Genomic DNA, 23,767 nt, shown 5'->3' with positions numbered 1-23,767 from the left:
CGGCCAACCCGTCCGGTGGCGCCGCGGTTAGTTGAGTCCGAGGACCCTGTCCGTCATCGCCTGGATGTCGTCGGCCAGTGACTCATTCTCGTTGAGCCGCGTGCCATACCCCGGAATCATCTCCTTGAGCTTGGGCTCCCAGGCTGCAAGCTGCTCCGGGAAGCAGCGGCGAATCAGCTCGATCATGATCGGGGCCGCCGTCGATGCGCCCGGCGAGGCTCCCAGCAGCGCGCCGACGGTACCGTCCGCCGAGGTGATGACCTCGGTGCCGAACTGAAGTACGCCGCCCTTTCCGGGTGCCTTCTTGATGACCTGTACACGCTGGCCGGCGGTGATCAGTTCCCACCGGTTGCCGTCGGTGGACGGTACGAACTCGTTGAGGGATTCGTTCTTCGCCTCGCGCTTCTTGAGCACCTCGGTGATGAGGTACTTGGTCAGCGGCATGTTGTCCTTGCCGACCGCAAGCATCGGGATGAGGTTGGAGGGACGGATGGAGGTGGGCAGATCCAGCAGCGAGCCCCGCTTGAGGAACTTGGTGGAGAAGCCGGCGTAGGGGCCGAACAGAAGGGAACGCTCGCCGTTGACATAGCGGGTATCCAGGTGCGGCACGGACATCGGCGGCGCTCCGACCGAGGCCTGTCCGTAAACCTTGGCGTTGTGCTGGCTGACTGTCTCGGGATCGGTGCAGCGGAGGAACTGACCGGAGACCGGGAAGCCTGCGAAGCCGCGCCCTTCGGGGATGCCGCTCTTCTGGAGCAGATGGAGGGCACCACCGCCTGCGCCGATGAACACGAAGCGGGTGTTCACCGTGTGCTGCTGCCCGGTTGCCCGGTTGCGAACCGTTACGTCCCAGCGGTTCTGTGAAGTCTTCGAAAGGTTGGTGACGTCGTGACCGTAGCGGAGGTCGACGTCGTTCTCCGCGAGGTAGCTGGTGAGTCCGCGGGTGAGCGCTCCGAAATCAACGTCAGTGCCGCCTGCAACGCGGGAGGCGGCGACCGGCTGGGACGCGTTGCGGTCCTTCATGATCAGCGGCGCCCACTCGGCGATGGTGGAGTGGTCGGTGGAGAACTCCATGGACTTGAACAGAGGCTGGGCGCGCAGGGCCTCATACCGGTTGCGCAGGTAGTTGACGTTGTTTTCACCCCAGACAAAGCTCATGTGCGGAACCGCGTTGATGAAGCTTCCCGGGTCGCCCAGGTGTCCGTTCGAGACCATGTGCGCCCAGAACTGGCGCGAGACATGGAACTGCTCGTTGATGGCAACTGCCTTCGCGGGATCAACCGAGCCGTCCTTGGCTGCGGGTGCGTAGTTCAGTTCGCAGAGGGCAGCGTGACCGGTTCCGGCGTTGTTCCAGGGGTCGGAGCTTTCCAGTCCTGCGCGGTCGAGGCGCTCGAAGAGGGTGATGCTCCAGTCAGGCTGCAGCTGCTTGAGAAATGCGCCAAGGGTGGCGCTCATGATTCCGCCGCCGATGAGAACGACGTCAGTGTGGTTCGCGGGCTTTCCCGCCTGGCTGTCAGCAGTCACGATGGGTCTCCAATAGCAAGGGCGCTAGCCTAAGAAGCGTAGCCTCTGGCGGGTGGGTTCCCTAAATTGGAGGGTCACTCAAGGACGTGATCCTCGTCCCACACCGGCCGTCGCGTCAGCTGCCGCCGGTGGACGTTTCCGGCTCGACGTCGGCCAGGTCAATTGCGTTGAAGACTTCGTGCATCACCGGGCTGACAGGGTAGGTGAGGACGCGCGGAGATACGACGGCGGCGGAGATTGGAAATGCGAGGGGGACGGCAGGCAGGTCAGCGGCAATCGAGTCGCTGATGTCGCGGTAGGCAGCGGTTCGTTCCTCGCCGTTCGGAAGGGTGACGGCACGCGCAACCTTGCTGAAGAGCTGCGCGTCCCTGAAGGCGAACTCCTCGCCGTAGGCAGCGAAGAGAGGACCGACGAAAGTATCCGGGTCCTGGTAGCTGCCGCTCCAGCCGAGCAGATGGAATGCCCTGTCGTCGTCGTTCTGGACTGCCTCAAGGTACCCCTCCGACCACTCCGTGGGAACCGGCTGGATATTGAAGCCTGCCGCCGTCAGCTGACGGCTCAGTTCGGCGTATACCTTCTCGGGAGAGGACAGGTAGGGCCGCGATACGTTGCGCGGGTAGTGGAAGGGAAGGGGCTCGCCGTCGTATCCCGCCTCCGCTAGGAGCTCGGCCGCTCTCTCGGGGTTGTATTCGTACTCGGTGATGTCTTCGTCCGACACTCCGAGCTTGGGCGGCAGGAACTGCTGTGCGGGACTGGTCCCGTTCAGGAAACGGCCTTCGATCAGTGCCTGTTTGTCGATCGCATGCGCCACTGCCTGCCGAAACAGGACATCGTCGACGCCCGGGAAGTCCTGGTTCATGCCGAGATACAACACGGAGTAGGGATCGCGCTGCAGGATGATCTGTCCCTCGCGCGCCAGTTCCGCTGCGTTGTCCACAGTGACGAGGTCGTAGCCGTCGATCTCACCACGCAGGAGGGCGCGAAGCCGGGCGTCAGTGTGTGGGATGGTGCGGAAGGTAGCGGTCCTGATTTCGCCACGGTTGCCCCAGTACCCTTCGAAGGAGTTGAGGATCACCTGATCATCGGACCACGCCTCGAACGTGAAGGGTCCGGTGCCCACGGGATTGAGCGCGAATTTGGACAGCTGCCGGCCGTCACGTTCGGTGTCCAGGCGGTTCGCGTCGAGCTCCTCGAGGGCACGCGGTGATGCCATTCCGAAAGCGGGCAGCGCGAGGGCCGGAATGAATGAGGTCAGGCGGCCCGTCAGCTGAATAAGCACCTTGTACTCTCCGAGGGGCCGGCAGGACTCGTAGAGCGATTCCCCGGGCGCATCCGAGAAGGCCTTGAAAACCGACTTGAACGCAATGGTGGCGTCGAGTTCCCGGGTTTCCGGCGGCATGGTGTACCAGCGCTCGAAGTTGGCGCACACTGCCTCCGCGTTGAACGGTTCACCGTCGTGGAAGACCACGTCCTGGCGCAGGTCGAAAGTATATGCCCGTCCCTGGTCCCGTTCCTCCCAGGAAGTTGCGAGCAGGGGAGCTGGTTCACTCGTCAGCGGATCCACGCCGACAAGCCCCTCCATGATCTGGCGAGTGATGCGGTATGACTCGGTGTCTGCTACAAGTGCGGGATCGAGCCCTACCGGCCCCGCAGCGGTGCCGAAGGTGAACGAGCCGGTGGGATTGCCCAGGGCTGCCGTGGCCTGCTCCGTGGGTGCCTGGCTGCTGGGAGTGACCGGCGCCGGATCCACCGCTGTGCAGGCGGTCAATCCCAGGACAGCGGCTGCTCCGGCAAGACGCTGCAAAAGAGTCCAGGATGCACGACGGCGGTGCTTGGGACTCGGTGGCATAGCTTCCTTGGGGCGCGCGTGTGGTGGGTAAAGGCGGGAACGGAATCCCCAGTCTAGGCCACCTTGCTCCACGTCCCCTGAACGTGTTCTGCACCGTGACGGGCAGAGCACCGCGCACATTGCCCGCATGAACGTGGGTGCCTGCGCTCGGCGCAGGCACCCACTGCATCCCTGACCATCGGTGGAGGAGCCGGATCAGGGAGTATTCCTGCTGTCTCTGAAAGGCAGTTACTGGGCAGGAGGCATCAGGATGGCATCGATGAGGTAGACGGTGGCGTTGGCCGTCTGTACGCCGCCGCAGATCACTGCTGCTCCTTCCTCGCCTACGGTGATGGCATCACCTTCGCCCTCGACCGTCAGTTCGGCCCCGTTCACCGTGGTGTGCTTCCCCGCTACCTCGTCCGGAGCCAGCTGCCCTTCCACAACGTGGTAGGTGAGGATGCCGGAGAGTAGATCCGCATCGGTCTGCAGGGACTCAACCGTCGCGGTGTCGAGGGCCTCGAACGCCTCATCGACCGGTGCAAAGACGGTAAATTCACCACCGTTGAGCGTGTCTACAAGATTCACCTCCGGGTTGAGCTCCCCTGATACAGCGGCAGTCAACTGGGTCAGCAGGGGATTATTGGAGGCTGCTTCGGCTACAGGCGCTTCAGCCATTCCCGCGACCGACCCGTCGCCGTCAGGCACCATTTCGGCATAGTCCGCACAGCCTGGTCCTACGAGGTTCGCAGCGGGGTCCATGGCCTCACCCGAGGCTTCTCCGCTCGCCTCCGGAGCGGAGGACTCCATGGTCGAGGATTCGGATGTTTCCGATGCTTCCGCTGTCTCCGCTTCACTGGCTGTGGAGGTGTTGCCACCTCCACAGGCCGCCAGACTGAACATGGTTACCGCCGCGAGACCGAATACGGACAGGTTCCTGCGCTTCAACAGTTCCATTCCACTTCTCCTTGTCTTCCTTGGACCCAATCAAAGGGCCGCTCTGTCTTGGGACGGACATCGGATCGATGTCTCGGGCATGGTTCGATCGGAAGGGCGACGCGGATGGGTGGGGAGAGGAAGAAAATTGTGAAAGTTCACCGGGTTGGGGCTTAACGCACAAGTGCACTCCGGCCGGGCCGAAGTGCACTTGTAGAGGTGCGCAAGGGGGGACTCGAACCCCCACGTCCGAAGACACTGGAACCTAAATCCAGCGCGTCTGCCAATTTCGCCACTCGCGCGTGTGGAACGCAGGAAGGAGATTATCCATCCGGCGCCCCTCCATTGTACTGGAGCTCAGTCGAGCCCGAGGTCGCGACGCAGTTTGGCCACGTGTCCGGTCGCGCGGACGTTGTATTGGGCCAGCGCCACCTGGCCCGATCCGTCGACCACAACGGTGGACCGGATCAGGCCCTCGTAAGTCTTGCCATAGTTCTTCTTTTCACCCCAGGCGCCCCACTCCTCCGCAACAGCATGGTCGGGGTCGGAGAGCAGCGGGAAGGTGAGCGACTCCGCTTCAGTGAAGGAAAGCAGTTTCTTCGGAGTGTCAGGCGAGATTCCCACCACTCGGTAGCCTGCCGAGCCCAGCGACGCGAGGTTGTCGCGGAAGTCGCAGGCTTGGGTGGTGCAGCCCGGCGTTGCAGCTGCGGGGTAGAAGTACACAACCACGTTTTCCCCTGCGAAGTCACTGAGGGACACGGTTGAGCCGTCAGCGGACTGAAGCGTGAAATCCGGAGCGCGGTCTCCGATGTGCAGCCGTTCAGACATGGAAGCCTTCCTTTGTTGGTCTCGATTGTGCATCGGCGGTGTGGAATCCGCCGGTTTCCCCCTGATGCCGTAGCTATCATATTCGGGGTGAATTTGAAGGTCCCCGGCGATACCGCATGAGGCGGTGCGGGGCGGAAGGAAGTTTGTAGCATATGCCGGATCTCGAGCAATGGCCGACTGGCCGCCTGCTGACAACGGCCGCTCGCCTGGTTGAACATGCTTGGAATGAGCGACTGGTTTCGATCGGCGTCACTCACGCTGGCGTGATTGCCCTGGGGGTTCTCGAATCACAGGGGGCGATGACCCAGGCAAGCCTGGCCCAGATGGTCCGCGTGCAGGCGCAGACTATGGGAAAGACGCTCTCCCGGCTTGAGGCCCGCGGACATATCTCCAAGGTGCGCAGCGACCTGGATAAGCGAAGCCATACCGTCTCCATTACCAGCGAGGGCCGCCGCGTGCTGAAGGAGGCACAGGACGTTGAGCGGACACTCATAGCAGGGGATGGTCTGACCGCAGGAGCACTGCGCGGTCACCTGCAGGCGGTAATCCGCGACCTTGGGGCGCCACGATGGAATCTTGATGCAGGGCTTCCCGGTGCGGCTCCTGATTCGGAAAACGCCGGCGACATTTTGTCCGAGAACGAGGCACCGGTGCGCTGACTCCTTCATTAGGAACGGGCAGGGACACTGCAAATCCCGCCCCTGATCGTGCGATGGCTCACACTCAGCCTCCCGATTTCGGTTTTCGGGCGAGGTGCTGGTAGAGTTTAGTGCTGTTGCGGAACGCGGTCAGGATGAAAGCCAGGGCAAATTCCGCAGGCACCTCTAGCTCAACTGGCAGAGCAATTGACTCTTAATCAATGGGTTCCGGGTTCGAGTCCCGGGGGGTGCACCACAATGAAAACCCTCCCAATCCGGGGCAAACCGGATTGGGAGGGTTTTTTGTTTCTGTCATCAATCAAGGCTGAACCGAAGGATTCGGGACCCGCCGGTCTCATTGGTCGCGACCAGCAGTTCTCCATCGGGCCCGGCGATTGTGTCGCGGAGGCGGCCGTATTCCCCCTGGAAGTGGCTGACGGGTTCACTCGCTGACTCAGCGTTGAGCGGGACCTGCCAGAGACGTTCTCCGCGGAGCCCCCCGATGTAGGCGGTGTCGTCAATGATTGCCATGCCGCTGGGAGACGACGTGGCAGTCGAGGGCCAGACCACCTTCGCGTCCACATAGTCCTCATGCCCGGGAGCGCCGGTGACTTCCGGCCAGCCATAGTTGCCGCCGGGCGTGATGAGATTGAGCTCGTCGTCGCGGTCGGGTCCGAACTCGCTCGCCCACAGCCTCCCGTCGGAGTCCCAGGCGAGCCCCTGTACGTTGCGATGCCCCAGCGAGTAGACCTTCGTGCCGAAGGGGTTGCCGGGGGCGGGGTCGCCGTCTCCTGTGACCCGCAGGATCTTCCCCGCGGGGTTGTCGGGATCCTGTGCCTGCTCGGCGCCGGCGGCGTCGCCCGTACCTACGTAAAGGTGCCCGTCCGGCCCGAATTTGATCCGGCCCCCGTTATGGATGTTCGCCTTGGGCAGCCCCGTCAGGATGGGTACGGGCTCGCCTAGTCCTTCTTCACCGTAGGGAACGTACACCACGCGATTGTCTTCCGGGCCAGTGAAGTACAGGTAGAGGCGGGGGTCGGATTCAAAGTCCGGGCCCACCGCGATGCCCAGCAGGCCGCCTTCACCGCCGGCTCCCACCGCTTCCGGAAGCACCCCGATTACTTCCACCTGGCCGCCGGAGATCCGCTTCACCTCGCCTGTTTCCCGCTCCGTGACGAGGAGGTCGCCGTTCGGGAGAAACGCCATGGACCAGGGGGTACCAAGTCCGGCGGCAATCTCGCCCTTCGGCACCAGGTTCGGTGGGGCCAACGGCGTCGCGGCTTCGGCAGTTCCGGGCGCCCTGCTCTCTGCTGCCGGACCGGACGTTCCCGGCGCCGACGAGGCTGGCTGGGTTGTGCCGGCCACCCTAGGAGCCGGCTCCGGAGCGGGAGAGCAGCCGGAACCAGCTGCCACCACTGAAAGCGCGATGGCCAAGACGGGCAAGACACCCCGCAGATGCCGGGGAAATCGCATGCCTAGAACGGTACGACCGTCGCTGCAGGCTGTCCATACTCCGCTCGTACAGGTCCGCGGTGCGGATACGCTGGCCCCATGACTCTTCCATCGATCCGTACGGTGACCGTCCCTGACCAAGACCTTTTTGAAGCCCTACAGCCGGTTCCGGACGGGATCAACCTCGTCTGCTGGGATTTTCGGAGTGCGCCTGACGGAGTGGAGTTGAAGGACATCGACGCCGTCATCCTCCCCTACAACCTGAGTGAAGATTTCACGGAGCCGCTGCAGTCCGTACCGGATCTCCAGCTCGTCCAGGCCCAATCCACGGGCTATGAGAACGTTGCCGCGATGGTAGGGGACGGCGTCGGGGTGGCGAGCGCCTCCGGTGTCCACGCGGCTGCCACAGCCGAGCTGGCAGTCGGGCTCGCGCTCGCCTCACTGCGGGGGATCGACGTCGCGGTGCGTAACCAGAGTGCCGGAGTGTGGCAACCCAAGCGCTACCCGGGGCTTGCTGACCGTAAGGTGCTGCTGCTCGGAGTAGGCGGTATCGGGGCGGAGATCGCCCGGCGCCTGGATGCCTTCGAAGTGGAACTCACCCGGGTGGGCAGCACTGCACGGACGGATGAGCGCGGAACGGTTCACGGCAGCGACGAACTGCTTGAGCTCGCCGCTCATCACGATGTGCTCATCGTCATCACGCCGCTCACCGATTCCACCCGTGGGCTGGTGGACCGCGACGTCCTGGCTGCGCTTCCCGACGGAGCGCTCGTGGTCAACGTGGCCCGCGGCGCCGTCGTCGACTCCGACGCGCTCACGGCCGAGGTGCTTAGCGGGCGTCTCAACGCGGCCATTGACGTCTTCGACCCGGAGCCGCTACCCGAGGACCATCCGCTGTGGGGTGCGGAGAACGCAATCATCACCCCCCACATCGGCGGCAACACGGGAGCGTTCTGGCCGCGCATCGTCCGATTCCTCCGCAGCCAGCTCGAGGTGCTTGCCGCAGGAAAGGCACCTATCAATCTCATGGTTCCCGGTCCGTGGCGAACGGAACGCGACAACGGCTGATCGGTCGGCGTGCTGTGCAACGTGCGTAACAGGTAGGTCATGGGCATGAGCGGTACCGCGCCGGGCCTAGACTTTTACTCATGAGCGTGGAAAGCGAAACCAAAGTAACTCCTGATATCAAACCGAGAAGCCGTGCGGTCACCGACGGCATCGAGCGTGCACCGGCCCGCGGAATGCTGCGTGCTGTCGGCATGGGCGACGATGACTTCGTCAAGCCCCAGATCGGTGTTGCGAGTTCGTGGAACGAAATCACGCCGTGCAACCTCTCCCTGAACCGTCTGGCCCAGGGCGCCAAGGAGGGCGTCCACGCAGCCGGCGGGTTCCCCATGCAGTTCGGGACCATCTCCGTCTCCGACGGCATTTCGATGGGGCACGAGGGCATGCACTTCTCCCTGGTTTCCCGCGAAGTGATCGCCGACTCGGTGGAGACCGTCATGGAGGCCGAGCGGATTGACGGCTCCGTCCTTCTTGCAGGCTGTGACAAGTCGCTGCCGGGCATGCTGATGGCGGCCGCGCGGCTCAACCTCTCGAGCGTCTTCCTGTACGCCGGGTCGATCATGCCGGGCTGGGTCAAGCTCGAGGACGGCACGGAGAAGGAAGTTACCCTCATCGACGCGTTCGAGGCCGTGGGCGCGTGTGCCGCCGGCAAGATGTCCAAGGGGGACCTTGATCGCATCGAACGCGCTATCTGCCCGGGTGAAGGGGCATGCGGCGGTATGTACACCGCCAACACCATGGCGTGCATCGGGGAAGCGCTCGGAATGTCCCTGCCGGGTTCGGCAGCGCCGCCCTCGGCAGACCGCCGGCGTGACGAGTTCGCCCGCAAGTCCGGCGAAGCCGTCGTGAACCTGCTGCGCCTGGGCATCACCGCCCGCGACATCATGACCAGGAAAGCGTTCGAGAACGCGATCGCGGTCACCATGGCGTTCGGCGGATCAACCAACGCCGTGCTGCACCTGCTCGCCATAGCCCGTGAAGCCGAGGTGGACCTCACCCTGGAGGACTTCAACCGGATCGGCGACAGGGTGCCGCACCTCGGCGACCTGAAGCCCTTCGGCCGCTACGTGATGACTGATGTGGACAAAATCGGCGGCGTGCCGGTCATCATGCGGGCGCTGCTCGACGCCGGACTCCTGCACGGCGACGTCCTCACCGTTACCGGCAAGACCCTCGCAGAGAACCTCGAGGCCATCAACCCGCCGGACCTCGACGGCAAGATCCTGCGTGCGCTGGACAACCCGATCCACAAGACCGGTGGCATCACCATCGTGCGCGGCAGCCTGGCTCCCGAGGGAGCCGTGGTGAAGACCGCCGGGTTCGACGCCGAGGTGTTCGAAGGCACCGCACGCGTGTTCGAGCGTGAGCAGGGTGCCCTGAAGGCGCTGGCGGCCGGCGAGGTCAAGGCGGGCGACGTCGTCGTGATCCGCTATGAAGGTCCCAAGGGCGGCCCGGGTATGCGCGAGATGCTCGCCATCACCGGCGCAATCAAGGGCGCAGGCCTGGGCAAGGACGTCCTGCTGCTCACTGACGGACGCTTCTCCGGCGGTACCACCGGCCTGTGCATCGGGCACGTTGCGCCGGAAGCTGTCGACGGCGGGCCGATCGCCTTTGTGCAGGACGGTGACCGGATCCGCGTTGACATTCCCAACCGGACCTTCGACCTCCTGGTCGACCCCGAGGAACTGGACCGCCGCAAGGTCGGCTGGCAGCCGCTTCCCGCGCGCTACACCAGGGGGGTACTTGCGAAGTACTCCAAGCTGGTCCACTCGGCATCCGAGGGCGCTTACTGCGGCTAGAGCGCATCCAGCGCCCCGCTCCTGACGGAACGACGACGGCGGCAGGCAAGCCGTCGTCGTCGTTTAGTTAGTGTCCAGTAACCGGGATGCCATGTCCATATAATGAGACGCGAGGGGCCCTTGTTGACACTCCCCGCGGGGGAGTGAAAACTACAGATATGCAGCTCGTATCCGTAGTCCTAGTTACCAAGCGCGTGGCCTAAAGCCCCGACTGGTACCACTACGTCACGCGCAAACCCCTCGCAGAGCCCACCAGGCTGAGGGGTTTTTTTGTTCCCACCGAGCACAGGCGCAAAACGTTTACGCAGCCACGCGGCTGTGCTGAATAAAGGAAGTCAAGGATGTCCAAGGGATCGCCCATCAGTCCGGCGCTGATGGCAGCCAAACAGCCCGCTCCGGCGGCACCGGCCCAGCAGACGGCAAGGGAGTCGGTCGCAGCGGCCGGTTCGTCCTCCGCCGTGCTCGGACCGAACCGCGTCGTGCCGCCCACGCAGATGGCCGGATCGGCGGCAATCGTCCGCTCGCTCGAGGAACTCGGCGTCGATGACATCTTCGGGCTTCCCGGCGGCGCCATCCTTCCCACGTATGACCCCCTCATGGCGTCGAGCAAGCTGCGCCACGTCCTCGTTCGGCATGAGCAGGGAGCCGGACACGCGGCACAGGGGTACGCGATGGTCACCGGCCGACCCGGCGTCTGCATCGCCACCTCCGGACCCGGCGCCACGAACCTGGTGACCGCCATCGCGGATGCGCACATGGACTCCGTGCCCATGGTTGCCATCACCGGACAGGTCTCCAGCGGCGTCATCGGATCTGACGCGTTCCAGGAAGCCGACATCGTGGGCATCACCATGCCGATCACCAAGCACTCCTACCTGGTGACCCACGCGGACGACATCCCCCGAGTGCTCGCTGAGGCATTCCACATCGCCACCACGGGGCGGCCCGGGCCCGTGCTGGTCGATATCACCAAGGACGCCCAGCAGGGCCCGATGACCTTCTCCTGGCCTCCAAAGGTTGACATCCCCGGGTACCGGACGGTGGTCCGCGGGCATTCCAAGCAGGTCCGCGAAGCCGCCCGCCTCATCATGGCTTCAGAGCGGCCGGTCTTCTACGTCGGCGGCGGCGTTGTGAAGGCGCACGCCTCGGCGGAGCTGCTGGAGCTGGCTGAACTGGTCGGCGCCCCGGTGGTCACCACCCTGATGGCGCGCGGCGTTTTCCCCGATTCCCACCCGCAGCACCTGGGCATGCCGGGCATGCATGGGTCAGTGGCCGCTGTGACCGCTCTGCAGCAGTCCGACCTCCTGATCACCCTCGGCGCGCGGTTCGACGACCGGGTCACCGGTGTGCTCTCGAGCTTCGCCCCCGGCGCGAAGGTGATCCACGCCGACATCGACCCCGCGGAGATCTCGAAGAACCGCACGGCCGACGTTCCGATCGTGGGATCCGTCAAGGAGATCATCCCCGAGTTCACCGCGGCCCTGCGCGAGCAGTTCAGCGCTGGCGCTCCGGACTACAGCGACTGGTGGACCGTCCTGGATCGCCTGCGCGAAAGCTACCCCATCGGATTCACAAAGCCCGAGGACGGTCTTTCCGCGCCGCAGCACGTCATCCAGCGCATCGGTGAGCTCACCGGCCCGGAAGGTGTTTACGTAGCCGGCGTCGGCCAGCACCAGATGTGGGCGGCCCAGTTCATCAAGTACGAGCGCCCCCACGCCTGGCTCAACTCGGGCGGGCTCGGAACCATGGGCTACGCCGTTCCGGCTGCCATGGGTGCCAAGGTGGGCAGTCCCGACCGTGTGGTCTGGGCAATCGACGGCGACGGCTGCTTCCAGATGACCAACCAGGAACTGGCCACGTGCGTCATCAACAACATCCCGATCAAGGTCGCCGTCATCAACAACTCGTCGCTGGGCATGGTGCGGCAGTGGCAGACGCTCTTCTATGAGGGCCGCTACTCCAACACGGACCTGAACACCGGCCACAACACCCTGCGGGTCCCTGACTTCGTGAAGCTTGCCGATGCCTACGGCTGCGCCGGCCTGCGTTGCGAGCGGGACGAGGATATCGATGCCACCATCCAGCAGGCGCTGGAAATCAACGATCGCCCCGTCGTCGTCGACTTTGTAGTCAGCCGCGACTCCATGGTGTGGCCGATGGTGCCCGCAGGAGTCAGCAACGACCTCATCCAGATCGCCCGCAACTTGACCCCGGACTGGGAGCAGGAGGACTAACCATGGCCCGTCACACCCTTTCCGTACTGGTCGAGGACGTTCCCGGCGTGCTGACCCGCGTGGCCAGCCTGTTCGCCCGGCGTGCCTTCAACATCAACTCACTGGCCGTCGGCCCGACGGAAGTTTCCGGAATGTCCCGGATCACCGTCGTCGTCGAGGCCGAGGGTGACCTGCTCGAGCAGGTCACCAAGCAACTCAACAAGCTCATCAACGTCATCAAGATCGTTGAGCTTGTTCCCGAATCTTCCGTGCAGCGCGACCACATCCTGGTCAAGGTCCGTGCGGATGCCGCAACACGGCTGCAGGTAACCCAGGCAGCAGATCTGTTCCGTGCTTCAGTGGTTGACGTGTCCACAGACTCGCTGATCATCGAAGCCACCGGCACCGCCGAAAAGCTCTCAGCACTGCTGTCAGTGCTGGAGCCGTTCGGCATCCGCGAGATAGTGCAGTCGGGAACGCTGGCAATCAGCCGAGGCGCCAAGTCCATGAGCGACCGCGCGCTGAGGAGCGCCTAGGCGTACCGGCTGGTGCCCCTGCAACTGCGGGAGTAACCGGCGTCAGCACCAAGTACCCGAAACCGCTTGTCCACGCCAGGTGGGCGGCAAGAATCATCACACAGGAGATATACAAGTGACCCAGTTGTTTTACGACGACGACGCAGACCTTTCGATCATCCAGGGCCGCACTGTGGCTGTCATCGGGTACGGCAGCCAGGGCCATGCGCACGCGCTGAACCTGCGGGACTCCGGCGTTGACGTACGCGTCGGCCTCAAGGAAGGCTCCAAGTCCCGCGCCAAGGCCGAGGCCGAGGGCCTGCGGGTGGTCAACGTCGCCGAGGCAGTTGCCGAGTCGGACGTGATCATGGTCCTCACCCCGGACCAGGTACAGCGCCACGTCTACGCAGAGGACATCGCTCCGAACCTGAAGGCCGGCGACGCCCTGTTCTTCGGTCACGGCTTCAACATCCGCTTCGGTTACATCCAGCCGCCGGCTGATGTCGACGTCGCGCTTGTTGCGCCCAAGGCGCCGGGACACACCGTCCGCCGGGAATTCGAGGCCGGCCGCGGTATCCCCGACCTGATCGCAGTGGAACAGGACTTCACCGGCAAAGCCCGTGACCTTGCCCTGTCCTACGCCAAGGCCATCGGCGGCACCCGTGCGGGCGTCATCGAGACCACCTTCACCGAAGAGACCGAGACGGACCTGTTCGGCGAGCAGGCTGTGCTCTGCGGCGGTGCGTCCCAGCTGATCCAGTACGGCTTCGAAACCCTTACCGAGGCCGGCTACAAGCCGGAGATCGCCTACTTCGAGGTTCTCCACGAGCTCAAGCTGATTGTCGACCTGATGTGGGAGGGCGGCATTGCCAAGCAGCGCTGGTCCGTCTCCGACACCGCCGAGTACGGCGACTACGTCTCCGGACCGCGCGTTATCACCCCTGAGGTGAAGGAGAACATGAAGGCCGTTCTCGCCGATATCCAGAGCGGTGCCTTTGCGAAGCGCTTCATCGACGACCAGGACGCCGGCGGGCCCGAGTTCCTCGAGCTCCGCAAGAAGGGCGAGGACCACCCGATCGAAGCTACCGGCCGCGAACTGCGCAAGCTGTTCTCCTGGAAGACGGAGGACGACTACACAGAAGGTTCCGCTGCCCGCTGATCCTTCATCGGATAGCTCACGCAACGGCCGGGCCGGCGAGCATTCGCCGTCCCGGCCGTTGCCGTGTGTGGCACTCATCTCACTCCGCCATTCCCAAAATCGTGGGTAACAAAGTGGGCGTTATAGTGCTCCTGACTAGACTGGGCGTTATTCGGCGACCTATGTCCCTCCAATTCTCCTGCCCAAAGCATCGCGAAGGATCACCCCGTGGAAAAACCAGTAGTTCTCCTTGCTGAAGAACTCTCGCCGGCAACCGTGGACGCACTCGGACCGGACTTCGAGATTCGACAGACCGACGGGGCCGACCGCTCGAAGCTCCTGGCCGCCATTGCCGACGTGGATGCCATCCTGGTGCGTTCGGCCACCCAGGTGGACGCGGAAGCGATTGCGGCGGCGCCGAGGCTCAAGGTCATCGCCCGCGCCGGCGTGGGACTGGACAACGTGGACATCAAGGCCGCAACGCAGGCCGGTGTCATGGTGGTCAATGCCCCTACATCGAACATCATCTCGGCCGCCGAACTCACCGTTGGACACATCCTGAGCCTCGCCCGGCACATCCCGCAGGCCAGCAGCGCGCTTAAGGGCGGCGAGTGGAAGCGGTCCAAGTACTCGGGCATCGAGCTCTACGAGAAGAAGATCGGAATCATCGGCCTGGGCCGAATCGGTGCTCTCGTAGCGGCACGCCTGCAGGGCTTCGGGACCACAATCCTCGCCTACGATCCCTACGTCACCTCGGCACGGGCAGCCCAGCTCGGGGTCCAGCTCGTCACCCTTGACGAGCTCCTGGCCCAGTCGGACTTCATCACCATCCACATGCCGAAGACTCCTGAGACCGTCGGGATGTTGGGCACCGCAGCCTTCCAGAAGATGAAGAGCAGCGCCTACGTTGTGAATGTTGCGCGCGGCGGGCTCGTGGATGAGGATGCCCTCTACACCGCCCTGAAGGAGGGCCAGATCGCCGGTGCCGGCGTGGACGTATTCGTCAAGGAGCCCAGCACCGATCTGCCGTTCTTCCAGATGGACAACGTCGTGGTTACTCCGCACCTCGGCGCCTCCACTGAAGAAGCACAGGAGAAAGCGGGCATCTCGGTCGCGAAGTCAGTCCGCCTCGCCCTGGCCGGTGAACTCGTGCCCGACGCCGTCAACGTCGCCGGCGGAGTAATCGCACCGGATGTGCGTCCCGGCATCCCGCTGATCGAGAAGCTCGGCCGCATCTTCACCGCCCTCACGCATGACTCCCTTACCCAGATCGAGGTTGAGGTAGCAGGCGAAATCGCCTCGCTCGACGTCAAGGCACTGGAACTGGCCGCGCTGAAGGGCGTCTTCACCGACGTGGTCTCCGAGCAGGTTTCCTACGTCAACGCCCCCGTCCTGGCCGAACAGCGGGGCATTAACACTCGTCTGGTCACCACCGACGAGTCTGAGGAGTACCGCAACGTCCTGACGATCCGCGGCGCACTGTCGGACGGGTCGCAGATCTCCGTTGCCGGAACCCTGACCGGTCCCAAGCAGATCCAGAAGCTCGTGGGTGTCAACGGCTACGACCTGGAAATCCCGATCAGCGAACACCTGATCGTGATCCTGTACCAGGACCGTCCGGGTGTCATCGGTACCCTCGGCCAGGTGCTGGGGGAGCGCGGCATCAACATCGCCGGCATGCAGGTCGCCCGCAGCAAGGAGGGCGGCCAGGCGCTGTCCCTGCTTACCGTGGACAGCTCGGTTCCGCAGGATGTGCTCGAGAACCTGAAGGAAGCGATCGGAGCTTCCGTCGCCCGCGAGGTCGACCTGCAGGACTAGGCGTAACAACCAGAGAACGACCAGGAATAACAGAACGACGGCGCCCGCTTGGCTGAGGGGGCGCCGTCGTTCTGTTTAACAAGGTCGTTCTATCTCAAGACATATATCAGGGAACGGGCCAGAGGACCGTTCCCTCCACCGCTTCAAGGGGCAGCGGACCGAATTCCCGGGAGTCGATGGAGGCGCCCCGGTTGTCTCCGAGTACAAAAACGAAATCCTCCGGGACGGTGATAGGCCCGAAGTAGGTGCCGTCGATCCGCGAGTGGTCCACGAAAGGCTCCACCACTTCGATGCCGTCGATCAAGAGCTTGGCGTCCTCAATCGACACCGTCTGCCCGCCGACCGCCACGACCCGCTTGAGCACGGTGCCTCCTTCTCCGCCCGGAGCCCGGAAACCGACAAGGGTTCCCTGGCTCACCGAACCGTGATGGTAGAGCAGTACAACACTTCCCTCGGGCACGGTGGGTTCCATGCTCGGCGAGGAAACCCAGAGCGGCTCGACCACCCAGAGCCGCAGGGCCAGGAGTAGGAGCATCACCGCGATGAAAATGCGCACAGCCCAGGTGCCGGACCCTTGTGTCGGCAACTTCCGAGCGGCCGCCCGCATTTCCTGACCCATCCCAGTCACCTCCCTGTCGTCGCAGCTCAAGTGTGAGCCCACGTGCTTGGGGAAACCCTGCCGATCCCAAGGAATTCATAACGCACGTGCGGGACTCTTGCGGGACCGGCGAATATTCGTCGGCATGGTCTCCTGGGGAGGAATTATGAGTCAGTCCCGCTACACCCGATCGGCCCGCGGTGAACGCCCGGACGCAAAGGCGCGTCCGGGCGTATTCCCGTTTCGTCGGACCCTCGCCGCGCTGACGTCGCTGGCAATGCTCACCGGCATCAATCTGCCGCTTGTTGCGGCGCCCGCGAGCGCCGCGCCCGTGGGCCAGGGGTTCAAGGTCACTGCCTCTGACCTCGCCTTCATCCTGAAACAGATCAAAATCGCCGAGGCCCACGTCCGCAACACCACTTCCGAAACCGGCCCGTGTGGCGCGCTGCTGGGGAACGGACCCGACCAGGTTCCGGGCCCGTTGGTGTCCTATGGCCTTCGCACCGTCGACGGCTCCTGCAACAACCTGCAGGCCGAACGCGGAAAGTATGGAACGTCGAACCAGGCTTTCCCACGCCTCAGCACGCCGGAGTACCTCGCCGCCGACGACGGCGCCATCATCCGGCAGCCTGGTCCCACCACCTACGACGGCACCGGCAACGTGGTCGACGCTGATCCCCGCGTGATCAGCAACCTGATCGTGGACCAGACCTCCAGCAATCCGGCGGCCATCTCGGCTGCCCAGTACCCTGTCCGCACCCAGGCCGGCGCGGACAACGTGGTTCCCTGTGACGCGAACGGCTTGCCTGCCGGCTGCGTGCCGGCCGGTGAGACGCTCTTCATTCCGAACATCACCACCGACGTGGGACTGTCACCGCCGTACAACGGCCTCTTCACCATCTTCGGCCAGTTCTTCGACCACGGCCTGGACCTCGTCAACAAGTCGGGCAGCTCCGTCTTCATTCCGCTGCAGGCCGATGATCCGCTGATTCCCGGCGCCGACGGGAAGCTGAACACCGCGGACGATCTGCCTCCCCGCCAGCGCTTTATGGTGCTGACCCGGGCCACCAACCAGCCTGGCCCCGACGGGAAGCTCGGCACGGCAGACGATGTCCGCGAAGCGACCAACCGCACCGGCCCCTTGGTGGACCAGTCCCAGACCTACAGCTCCGACCCGTCCCACCACGTCTTCCTGCGGGAGTACGCACTCAATGCAGACAACCGTCCGGTCTCCACCGGAGCGCTGCTTGAATCGGCCGACGGCGGCATGGGCACCTGGGCAATGCTGAAGCAGCAGGCAGCAACCAAGTTGGGCCTTCAGCTGGGCGACATGGATGTGCACAACGTACCGATGATTGCAGTGGATCCGTACGGCAAGTTCATCCCCGGCCCGGCTCGCGGGTTGCCCCAGTACGTCACCTCTGACGGCCTCGTGGAGGGAAACATTGCCGCACCCGTCGCCGTTCCCGCCAACGCGCTGAAGGTGAACGAGTCCTTCCTCGATGACATTGCGCACAACGCAGTTCCCAAGGCGGGTCTCGTGCCCGACGCCGACGACGCAATCAATCCTCCGGGCGCAGCAAGCACCACCGAGTACGACAACGAGATGCTCAATTCACATTTCGTGGCCGGCGATGGACGAGTCAACGAGAACGTAGCGCTGACCATGGTCCATCAGGTCTTCCATTCCGAGCACAACCGACTGGTGGAGGACATCAAGAACACGCTCACCAACGACACCACCACCCGCGGCGTTGCAGCGCTGGCGGAATGGAAGGCCGCTGCCGGAGCAGAGGGCTGGAACGGAGAACGCCTCTTTCAGGCAGCACGTTTCGTCACCGAGATGGAATACCAGCACCTGGCTTTCGAGGAATTCGCCCGCAAGGTCCAGCCGCTCATCGAACCTTTCTCGACCTACCACGACGACGTCAATCCCGCCATCACCGCAGAGTTCGCGCACGCGGTATACCGCTTCGGGCACTCGATGCTGACCGATACCGTGTCAAGGACCAGCGCCGACGGCACCACGAGCGATGTGCCGCTGCTGGACGTGTTCCTGAACCCGCCGGCCTACACCGCCAACGGTTCCGGTGCACCGCTGTCCTCGAAGGAGGCCGCCGGAGCAATCGCCATGGGCATGTCCGACCAGACGGGCAACGAACTTGATGAGTTTGTCACCGAGACCCTGCGCAACAACCTGCTGGGTCTGCCGCTGGACCTCGCCGCAATCAACATCGCCCGTGCCCGCGAAACCGGGATCCCGTCACTGAACAACCTGCGGCGGCAGATCTACAGCAGCACGAATGACAGCCAGCTCAAGCCGTACACCAACTGGATTGACTTCGGCCTGAACCTCAAGCACCCCGAATCGCTGGTCAACTTCGTGGCTGCCTACGGCCAGCACCCCACGATCACGGGAGCCACTACCGTCAAGGCAAAGCGTGACGCCGCAAGGCTGATCGTGGATCCGCCGATTGATGCCGCGGAAGGAACCGTACCGACTGATGCCGCCGACTTCATGGGCAGCGTCGGAACATGGAACGGAAAGGAAACCGGCCTCAACCAGATTGACCTGTGGGTGGGCGGCCTTGCCGAACGCACAAATCTCTTCGGCGGCCTGCTTGGTTCCACCTTCAACTACGTGTTCGAGCAGCAGATGCTCGACCTGCAGAACGGCGACCGGTTCTACTACCTGGCCCGCACGCCCGGTATGAACCTGTTTGCGCAGCTGGAGGGCAACTCCTTCGCCGAGATCATCATGCGGAACACCACCGCCACCTCCCTGAAGGCAGATGTCTTCGGAACCTCCGACTGCAAGTTCGAACTCGGACGCCTGACCTTCAACGGCACAACCGTCCTTGACGACCCACTGTCGGAGTGCAACGAGGAAGCGCTGTTGATTCGGATGCCGGACGGCACCATCCGCTACCGCACCACGAACTCGGTAGACCCGGCAGGCATCAACGGTCAGAGTGTGTTCAACGGCACGCCGGCAGCCGACCGGATCTGGGGCGGCGTCGATAACGACACCTTCCTGGGAAACGAAGGCAACGACATCATCGAGGGCAACGACGGCGGTGACACCGCCCTCGGCGGCGACGGCAACGACATCATCACCGACTCCGCAGGCGACGACGTGTTGAAGGGTGGACCAGGCAACGATGCACTGGACGCCGGACCCGGCCTTGATCTGGTCCTCGGTGGCGACGGCAAGGACTTCATGAACGGCGGCGCCAACACCAATGACGTAATGGGCGGCGAGGATGACGACTTCATCATCGCCGGCGGCGGCAACGACATGGCCCGCGGCGACGCCGGCGATGACTGGATTCAGGGCGGCGACGGCGCCGACCTTCTCATGGGTGACAGCGGCGCCCCGTTCTTCGACGATCCGAACACGCCGGGCAACGATGTCCTGCTGGGCGGTAACGGCGATGACGACTACGACGCCGAGGGCGGCGACGACATCCTGCTCGCCGACCCGGGCATCGAGCGGAACGCCGGTGCGGCAGGCTTCGACTGGTCATCGCACCAGCTGGATAGCCTCCCTGCCGACGCAGACCTCAGCCTGGACCTCCTGGGCGTGCCGCTCCCCGCCAACGTTCTCCGAGACCGGTATGCCGAGGTGGAAGGACTGTCCGGAGCCGGCCGTAACGACGTGCTCCGCGGTGACGATGTTGTACCGCGGCTGGTGGAGGGCGAGGGCACCTCGGGCAACAACTGGGTTGATGCCGAAGGCGCCGCCCGCATCAAGGGCCTCAAGGAGCTGCTGCCCGCAGGAGCAACCGACAACGGCGGCATCTGGGGTGAAGGAAACATCATCCTTGGCGGTGGCGGGAGCGACATCCTGGAGGGCAAGTCGGGTAACGACATCCTCGACGGCGACAAGGAACTCCGGGTTCGCCTGAGCGTCCGGACCAACCCGAACGATGCGGCGACCGAGATTGGCTCTGCGTTGGGCATGGACAAGCCGTACCTTGCGGATAATCCACGTACGCTCCAGGCAGCCGTCTTCGCCGGCGAGGTTGACCCCGCGAACATCGTTGTTGTCCGCGAGATCGTCGACGGCGGGAAGCCCGGCGATGTGGATACAGCTATCTTCTCCGACCTCGAACTCAACTACACCGTGACCACTGTTCCATCCGGTGCGAAGCCAGGTGATCCCGGAAGCGTCACCACGGTCACCCACCTCGGTGATAATCCCGATGCGCTCCCTGCTCTGGGCGACGGCGACGGCGTCGACACCCTGCGCAATGTCGAGAAGATCCTGTTTGCGGATTCCCAGGCTCCGGGAGTTCCGGGTGAGGCCGCCGGCATTGCCGGTGACCGGTCCGCGACCGTGGAATGGGCGGCACCGGTCTCGCCGGTGACCACCTATGAGGTCCGGGCAGTGGATGCGAGCGGAGCTCCAGTCGGAGCACTGCGTTCGGTGCCGGGCAACCAGACCACGACGGTCGTGACCGGACTGACCAACGGCCAGGCGTACCGCTTCCAGGTACGAGCATTGAACGAGCTCGGTACCAGCGGATTCTCGCCGCTGTCGGCGCCGGTGACTCCCAACGTGGTCCCGGCTGCACCAAGCGGTGTTGCAGGCACCGCGGGCAGCGGACTGGTAGACCTGTCCTGGACAGCACCGGCTCCTAACGGCGGCACCGCCATCACGGGCTACAAGGTCCAGGTGCTGGCCGGCGAGACCCTCGTCCAGACCGTTCCCGTCAGTGGAACCGCAACCTCGATGCAAATTACCGGCCTTGCTAACGGCACGGCCTACACATTCAGGGTTCTGGCAGTGAACGCCCACGGCGACGGAGCACTCTCAGCGGCTTCAGCCGCGGTGACACCGCGGACAGTACCGGATGTACCGGCACTGGGCGCCGTGACCGCCGGTGACCGCTCCGTGACCGTGAACTGGACCGCACCCACCTCCGACGGCGGCTCCCCGGTCACCGGGTACGCCGTGCAGGTGGTCGACGCCGCCGGGCAGCCAGTGGGAACACCACGCACTGCCGCTGCGACGGCACGCAGCCTGGTGGTCACGGGGCTGACCAACGGCACGGCCTACCGGTTCCAGGTCCGGGCACAGAGTGCCCTTGGTGCCGGTGCCTACTCGGCGCTCTCAGCCAGTGTGACTCCCGTTGCGCCGGCACTGAAGGAGGATTTCACCGGTGACGGGCGGGCAGACCTGGTTGCACGCGACACCGCCGGAGTCCTGTGGGTCTACCCGGGCAACGGATCGGGAGGGCTTCAGTCCCGTTCCAGGCTTGGGACCGGCTGGCAGGGAATGCGAAGCATCATCGCTACTCCTGACTTCAACGGTGACGGCCGCGCCGACATCCTCGCCTACGACTCCACGGGCAGGCTCTGGCTCTACCGCGGCACAACCACGGGGGCGCTTCAGGCCGGACAGCAGATCGGCACCGGCTGGGGAGGCTTCACGCTCACCGCGCCGGGCGACTTCAACGGTGATAACCGCTCCGACCTGATGGCGCGTGATTCGGGCGGCCGCCTGTGGCTCTACCCGGGGAACGGCACGGGCGGATTCGGGACCCGAAGCCAGATCGGCAGCGGCTGGAGCGGCTTCCAAATGACCAGCGCCGGAGACTTCAACGGCGACAAGGATTCCGACATCATCGCCTACGACAGCACGGGCAGGCTCTGGCTCTACCCGGGGAACGGTACTGGCGGCTTCCAGACACGATCGCAGTTCGGCTCCGGTTGGACGGGTTTCACGATGGCGGGAATCGGAGACCTGAACGGAGACGACCGCTCGGACCTGGTTGCGCGGGATAGCTCGGGCCGCCTGTGGCTCTACCCCGGGACCGGCACGGGACGGGTAGGCACACGTACCCCATTCGGCAGCGGTTGGAACGGTTACCTGATCGCCTAGCAGCACTGCACCTGAAGCACCGGACAAGACCAGGGCGCCCGCCGTACGGCGGGCGCCCTGGTCTTGTCGTGTCGTGGATGGACCACCAGGTCAGGCAGGTGGTTCTGCGCGGCGACCAGCTGAGGCGGCGTGTTTGCGGTGCACCAGCACAGACGGCCTCGGGCATGGACGACCACCAGCACCCGGCGTCATGGACAACCACCAGCATCCGGCGTCGTGAATCTGACCACCTACACAGGCAGCGTTGGCATACGGGCAGGGCCGGCACATGAAGGAGGGGGCCTCCACCGCCGTTCTCGGTGGAGGCCCCCTCAGTGTTCCTGAAGGCAGCTACCGCACTTCATTGGGCGGTAGCTGCCTGCCAGGACAACTATGGTCCGCTACGCTGCGGCCATCGCCCGCATCAGGAAAGAGTTGATCACGTGTGATGCCTCCCGCAGGGACTGCCGTGCGTTTTGTGCGGCCGGCGCAGCGGAGGGAGCAGCCGGCGCCACGGGTGCGGCGGTCCGGCTGAGCTGGCCGTGCAGGACCAGGAGGGCCGAAAGGACATCGGAGAGTTCGCCCTCATCCTCCGCCGTCGCCTGCAGCAGCCGGGAATGTGCGGCCTTCAGGCCGGGGCCGGGGGTGCAGCCCAGCTCCCGGGCCATCGCCCGGCGGCACTTCTCGTAGCTCTGGAGCCCCTCGGCGTACCGCCCGGTGCTCTCCAGGCCGGAAATCCTTGCCAGCCAAGCCCGTTCGTTAAGCGGGTCCATCTCGAGGGCCTTCTGTGCCCACTCGATCGACTCGGCTGCTGAACCGACGGCCGCTGCGGTCTCAGCTGCGAGTACCGTTGCCTCCAGTACCCGTGCGGAGTGCAGGGCTCTCTCATCCTCGGCCCAGGCGGGAAGCAGTTCGTCACCGAGCAGCGGTGCCGTGGCGAGGGTAAGAGCCTCCTTCAGCAGCGGCAGGGCAGCCTCGGGGGAGCTCTGCTGTGCCTGCCGGAGGAGCTGGTCGAAGCGGAAGACGTCCAGGTTCACCATGGATGCGTCCATGACGTAACCACCCGTCGTCGTCCGCAGGGGTCCGAGCTTGCCGGCTCCGGGCTGGATGTTGCGGCGAAGGACGCTGACATAGCTTTCCAGGGTCGGAAGGGCTTCTGCCGGTGCGTTCCCCTCCCACAGCACCTCGATCAGGCGGTCCTTGGAGACCGGCGTGCCCAGGCTGAGGAGAAGGATCTCCAGGATCTGCCGGGGCTTCGGTCCGCCGAGGCTCCGGGCGTTCAGTTCGGTGTCTCCGCGACGAATGCGAAGCGACCCGATCAGCTGTACGGAGAGGAACGCCTGTGCGGCAGGTGCAACCGCAGGTGAGCCAGAGTGTGCCGGTGAGAAAGTGTCTGACTTCAACATGATCGAGACCTCGTCTTTCGTGTTGTGCTAACGAAATCAAAGGTATGGATCGGCGGATTCTGGATCTTGAGTAGGACCTACCCGAAAAAATTGCCCCTGATTCCGGAAGAATCAGGGGCACTACTCGAATTGGTGTGAGTAGG

The 23,767-nt window shown here is 64.4% G+C and carries 15 protein-coding genes and 2 tRNA genes; 9 read left to right on the top strand and 8 right to left on the bottom strand.

Features of this window, described 5'->3' with window-relative positions:
* Positions 1–27: 27 nt before the first annotated feature.
* The 5 genes from GC088_RS09205 to bcp all read right to left on the bottom strand — a co-directional run bounded on the left by GC088_RS09205 (position 28) and on the right by bcp (position 5,116).
* Complete coding sequence (locus GC088_RS09205) at positions 28–1,524, bottom strand: malate:quinone oxidoreductase (protein WP_323958710.1); 1,497 nt, start codon at positions 1,522–1,524, stop codon at positions 28–30.
* A gap of 115 nt (positions 1,525–1,639) precedes the next feature.
* Positions 1,640–3,373, bottom strand: coding sequence for an ABC transporter substrate-binding protein (locus GC088_RS09200; protein ID WP_323958709.1), 1,734 nt, complete (start codon positions 3,371–3,373; stop codon positions 1,640–1,642).
* A 228-nt stretch (positions 3,374–3,601) separates the two neighbouring features.
* Positions 3,602–4,309 (bottom strand): fasciclin domain-containing protein, encoded by a 708-nt coding sequence (locus GC088_RS09195; protein ID WP_323958708.1) that lies wholly within the window; start codon positions 4,307–4,309, stop codon positions 3,602–3,604.
* Between the two features lie 199 nt (positions 4,310–4,508).
* A tRNA-Leu gene (locus GC088_RS09190) sits at positions 4,509–4,590 on the bottom strand.
* A gap of 55 nt (positions 4,591–4,645) precedes the next feature.
* Positions 4,646–5,116 (bottom strand): thioredoxin-dependent thiol peroxidase, encoded by a 471-nt coding sequence (bcp, locus tag GC088_RS09185; protein ID WP_323958707.1) that lies wholly within the window; start codon positions 5,114–5,116, stop codon positions 4,646–4,648.
* Between the two features lie 152 nt (positions 5,117–5,268).
* Here bcp and GC088_RS09180 point away from each other — a divergent pair, with 152 nt between their 5' ends.
* Together GC088_RS09180 and GC088_RS09175 are read left to right on the top strand one after the other, a co-directional pair.
* Positions 5,269–5,775, top strand: a complete 507-nt coding sequence (locus tag GC088_RS09180) for a MarR family winged helix-turn-helix transcriptional regulator (protein ID WP_323958706.1) — start codon at positions 5,269–5,271, stop codon at positions 5,773–5,775.
* Positions 5,776–5,934: 159 nt separating this feature from the next.
* Positions 5,935–6,010 (top strand) — tRNA-Lys (locus GC088_RS09175).
* A 59-nt stretch (positions 6,011–6,069) separates the two neighbouring features.
* Here GC088_RS09175 and GC088_RS09170 read toward each other — a convergent pair.
* On the bottom strand, positions 6,070–7,119 hold the full coding sequence (locus tag GC088_RS09170) for a PQQ-dependent sugar dehydrogenase (RefSeq protein ID WP_323958705.1): 1,050 nt from the start codon (positions 7,117–7,119) through the stop codon (positions 6,070–6,072).
* A gap of 186 nt (positions 7,120–7,305) precedes the next feature.
* Between GC088_RS09170 and GC088_RS09165 the strand changes: the two genes are divergently transcribed.
* The 6 genes from GC088_RS09165 to serA all read left to right on the top strand — a co-directional run bounded on the left by GC088_RS09165 (position 7,306) and on the right by serA (position 15,754).
* Positions 7,306–8,274: a 2-hydroxyacid dehydrogenase gene (locus GC088_RS09165; RefSeq protein WP_323958704.1), complete on the top strand. Its 969-nt coding sequence runs from the start codon at positions 7,306–7,308 to the stop codon at positions 8,272–8,274.
* 80 nt (positions 8,275–8,354) lie between these two features.
* Entirely contained in the window at positions 8,355–10,070 is a 1,716-nt protein-coding gene (gene ilvD / locus GC088_RS09160) for a dihydroxy-acid dehydratase (RefSeq protein ID WP_323958703.1), read from the top strand.
* A gap of 341 nt (positions 10,071–10,411) precedes the next feature.
* Entirely contained in the window at positions 10,412–12,304 is a 1,893-nt protein-coding gene (locus GC088_RS09155) for an acetolactate synthase large subunit (RefSeq protein ID WP_323958702.1), read from the top strand.
* A gap of 2 nt (positions 12,305–12,306) precedes the next feature.
* On the top strand, positions 12,307–12,819 hold the full coding sequence (gene ilvN / locus GC088_RS09150; protein ID WP_323958701.1) for an acetolactate synthase small subunit: 513 nt from the start codon (positions 12,307–12,309) through the stop codon (positions 12,817–12,819).
* Between the two features lie 115 nt (positions 12,820–12,934).
* A complete protein-coding gene (gene ilvC / locus GC088_RS09145) occupies positions 12,935–13,957 on the top strand; it encodes a ketol-acid reductoisomerase (RefSeq protein ID WP_323958700.1) in 1,023 nt (340 codons plus the stop codon).
* A 207-nt stretch (positions 13,958–14,164) separates the two neighbouring features.
* A complete protein-coding gene (gene serA, locus GC088_RS09140) occupies positions 14,165–15,754 on the top strand; it encodes a phosphoglycerate dehydrogenase (RefSeq protein WP_323958699.1) in 1,590 nt (529 codons plus the stop codon).
* Positions 15,755–15,860: 106 nt separating this feature from the next.
* On the opposite strand, the gene lepB is transcribed toward serA, so the two are convergent.
* Positions 15,861–16,373, bottom strand: a complete 513-nt coding sequence (gene lepB / locus GC088_RS09135; protein WP_323958698.1) for a signal peptidase I — start codon at positions 16,371–16,373, stop codon at positions 15,861–15,863.
* Positions 16,374–16,518: 145 nt separating this feature from the next.
* On the opposite strand from lepB, the gene GC088_RS09130 reads away from it, so the two are divergent.
* A complete protein-coding gene (locus GC088_RS09130) occupies positions 16,519–22,239 on the top strand; it encodes a peroxidase family protein (RefSeq protein ID WP_323958697.1) in 5,721 nt (1,906 codons plus the stop codon).
* 380 nt (positions 22,240–22,619) lie between these two features.
* Here the strand turns inward: GC088_RS09130 and GC088_RS09125 are convergent, their stop codons facing one another.
* Complete coding sequence (locus tag GC088_RS09125; RefSeq protein ID WP_323958696.1) at positions 22,620–23,624, bottom strand: AfsR/SARP family transcriptional regulator; 1,005 nt, start codon at positions 23,622–23,624, stop codon at positions 22,620–22,622.
* Positions 23,625–23,767 lie beyond the last annotated feature (143 nt).

Source organism: Arthrobacter sp. JZ12 (assembly GCF_035189165.1).
Classification (GTDB): Bacteria; Actinomycetota; Actinomycetes; order Actinomycetales; family Micrococcaceae; genus Arthrobacter_D.
This window is presented reverse-complemented; position numbering and strand designations above follow the sequence as displayed.

Bases quoted from the DNA above. Each gene is read 5' to 3' on its own strand.
- GC088_RS09195 (WP_323958708.1), bottom strand. From the start codon at position 4,309: ATGGAACTGTTGAAGCGCAGGAACCTGTCCGTATTCGGTCTCGCGGCG.
- GC088_RS09165 (WP_323958704.1), top strand. From the start codon at position 7,306: ATGACTCTTCCATCGATCCGTACGGTGACCGTCCCTGACCAAGACCTT.
- lepB (WP_323958698.1), bottom strand. From the start codon at position 16,373: ATGGGTCAGGAAATGCGGGCGGCCGCTCGGAAGTTGCCGACACAAGGG.
- GC088_RS09155 (WP_323958702.1), top strand. From the start codon at position 10,412: ATGTCCAAGGGATCGCCCATCAGTCCGGCGCTGATGGCAGCCAAACAG.
- GC088_RS09200 (WP_323958709.1), bottom strand. From the start codon at position 3,373: ATGCCACCGAGTCCCAAGCACCGCCGTCGTGCATCCTGGACTCTTTTG.
- ilvN (WP_323958701.1), top strand. From the start codon at position 12,307: ATGGCCCGTCACACCCTTTCCGTACTGGTCGAGGACGTTCCCGGCGTG.
- bcp (WP_323958707.1), bottom strand. From the start codon at position 5,116: ATGTCTGAACGGCTGCACATCGGAGACCGCGCTCCGGATTTCACGCTT.
- GC088_RS09130 (WP_323958697.1), top strand. From the start codon at position 16,519: ATGAGTCAGTCCCGCTACACCCGATCGGCCCGCGGTGAACGCCCGGAC.
- GC088_RS09125 (WP_323958696.1), bottom strand. From the start codon at position 23,624: ATGTTGAAGTCAGACACTTTCTCACCGGCACACTCTGGCTCACCTGCG.
- ilvD (WP_323958703.1), top strand. From the start codon at position 8,355: ATGAGCGTGGAAAGCGAAACCAAAGTAACTCCTGATATCAAACCGAGA.
- GC088_RS09180 (WP_323958706.1), top strand. From the start codon at position 5,269: ATGCCGGATCTCGAGCAATGGCCGACTGGCCGCCTGCTGACAACGGCC.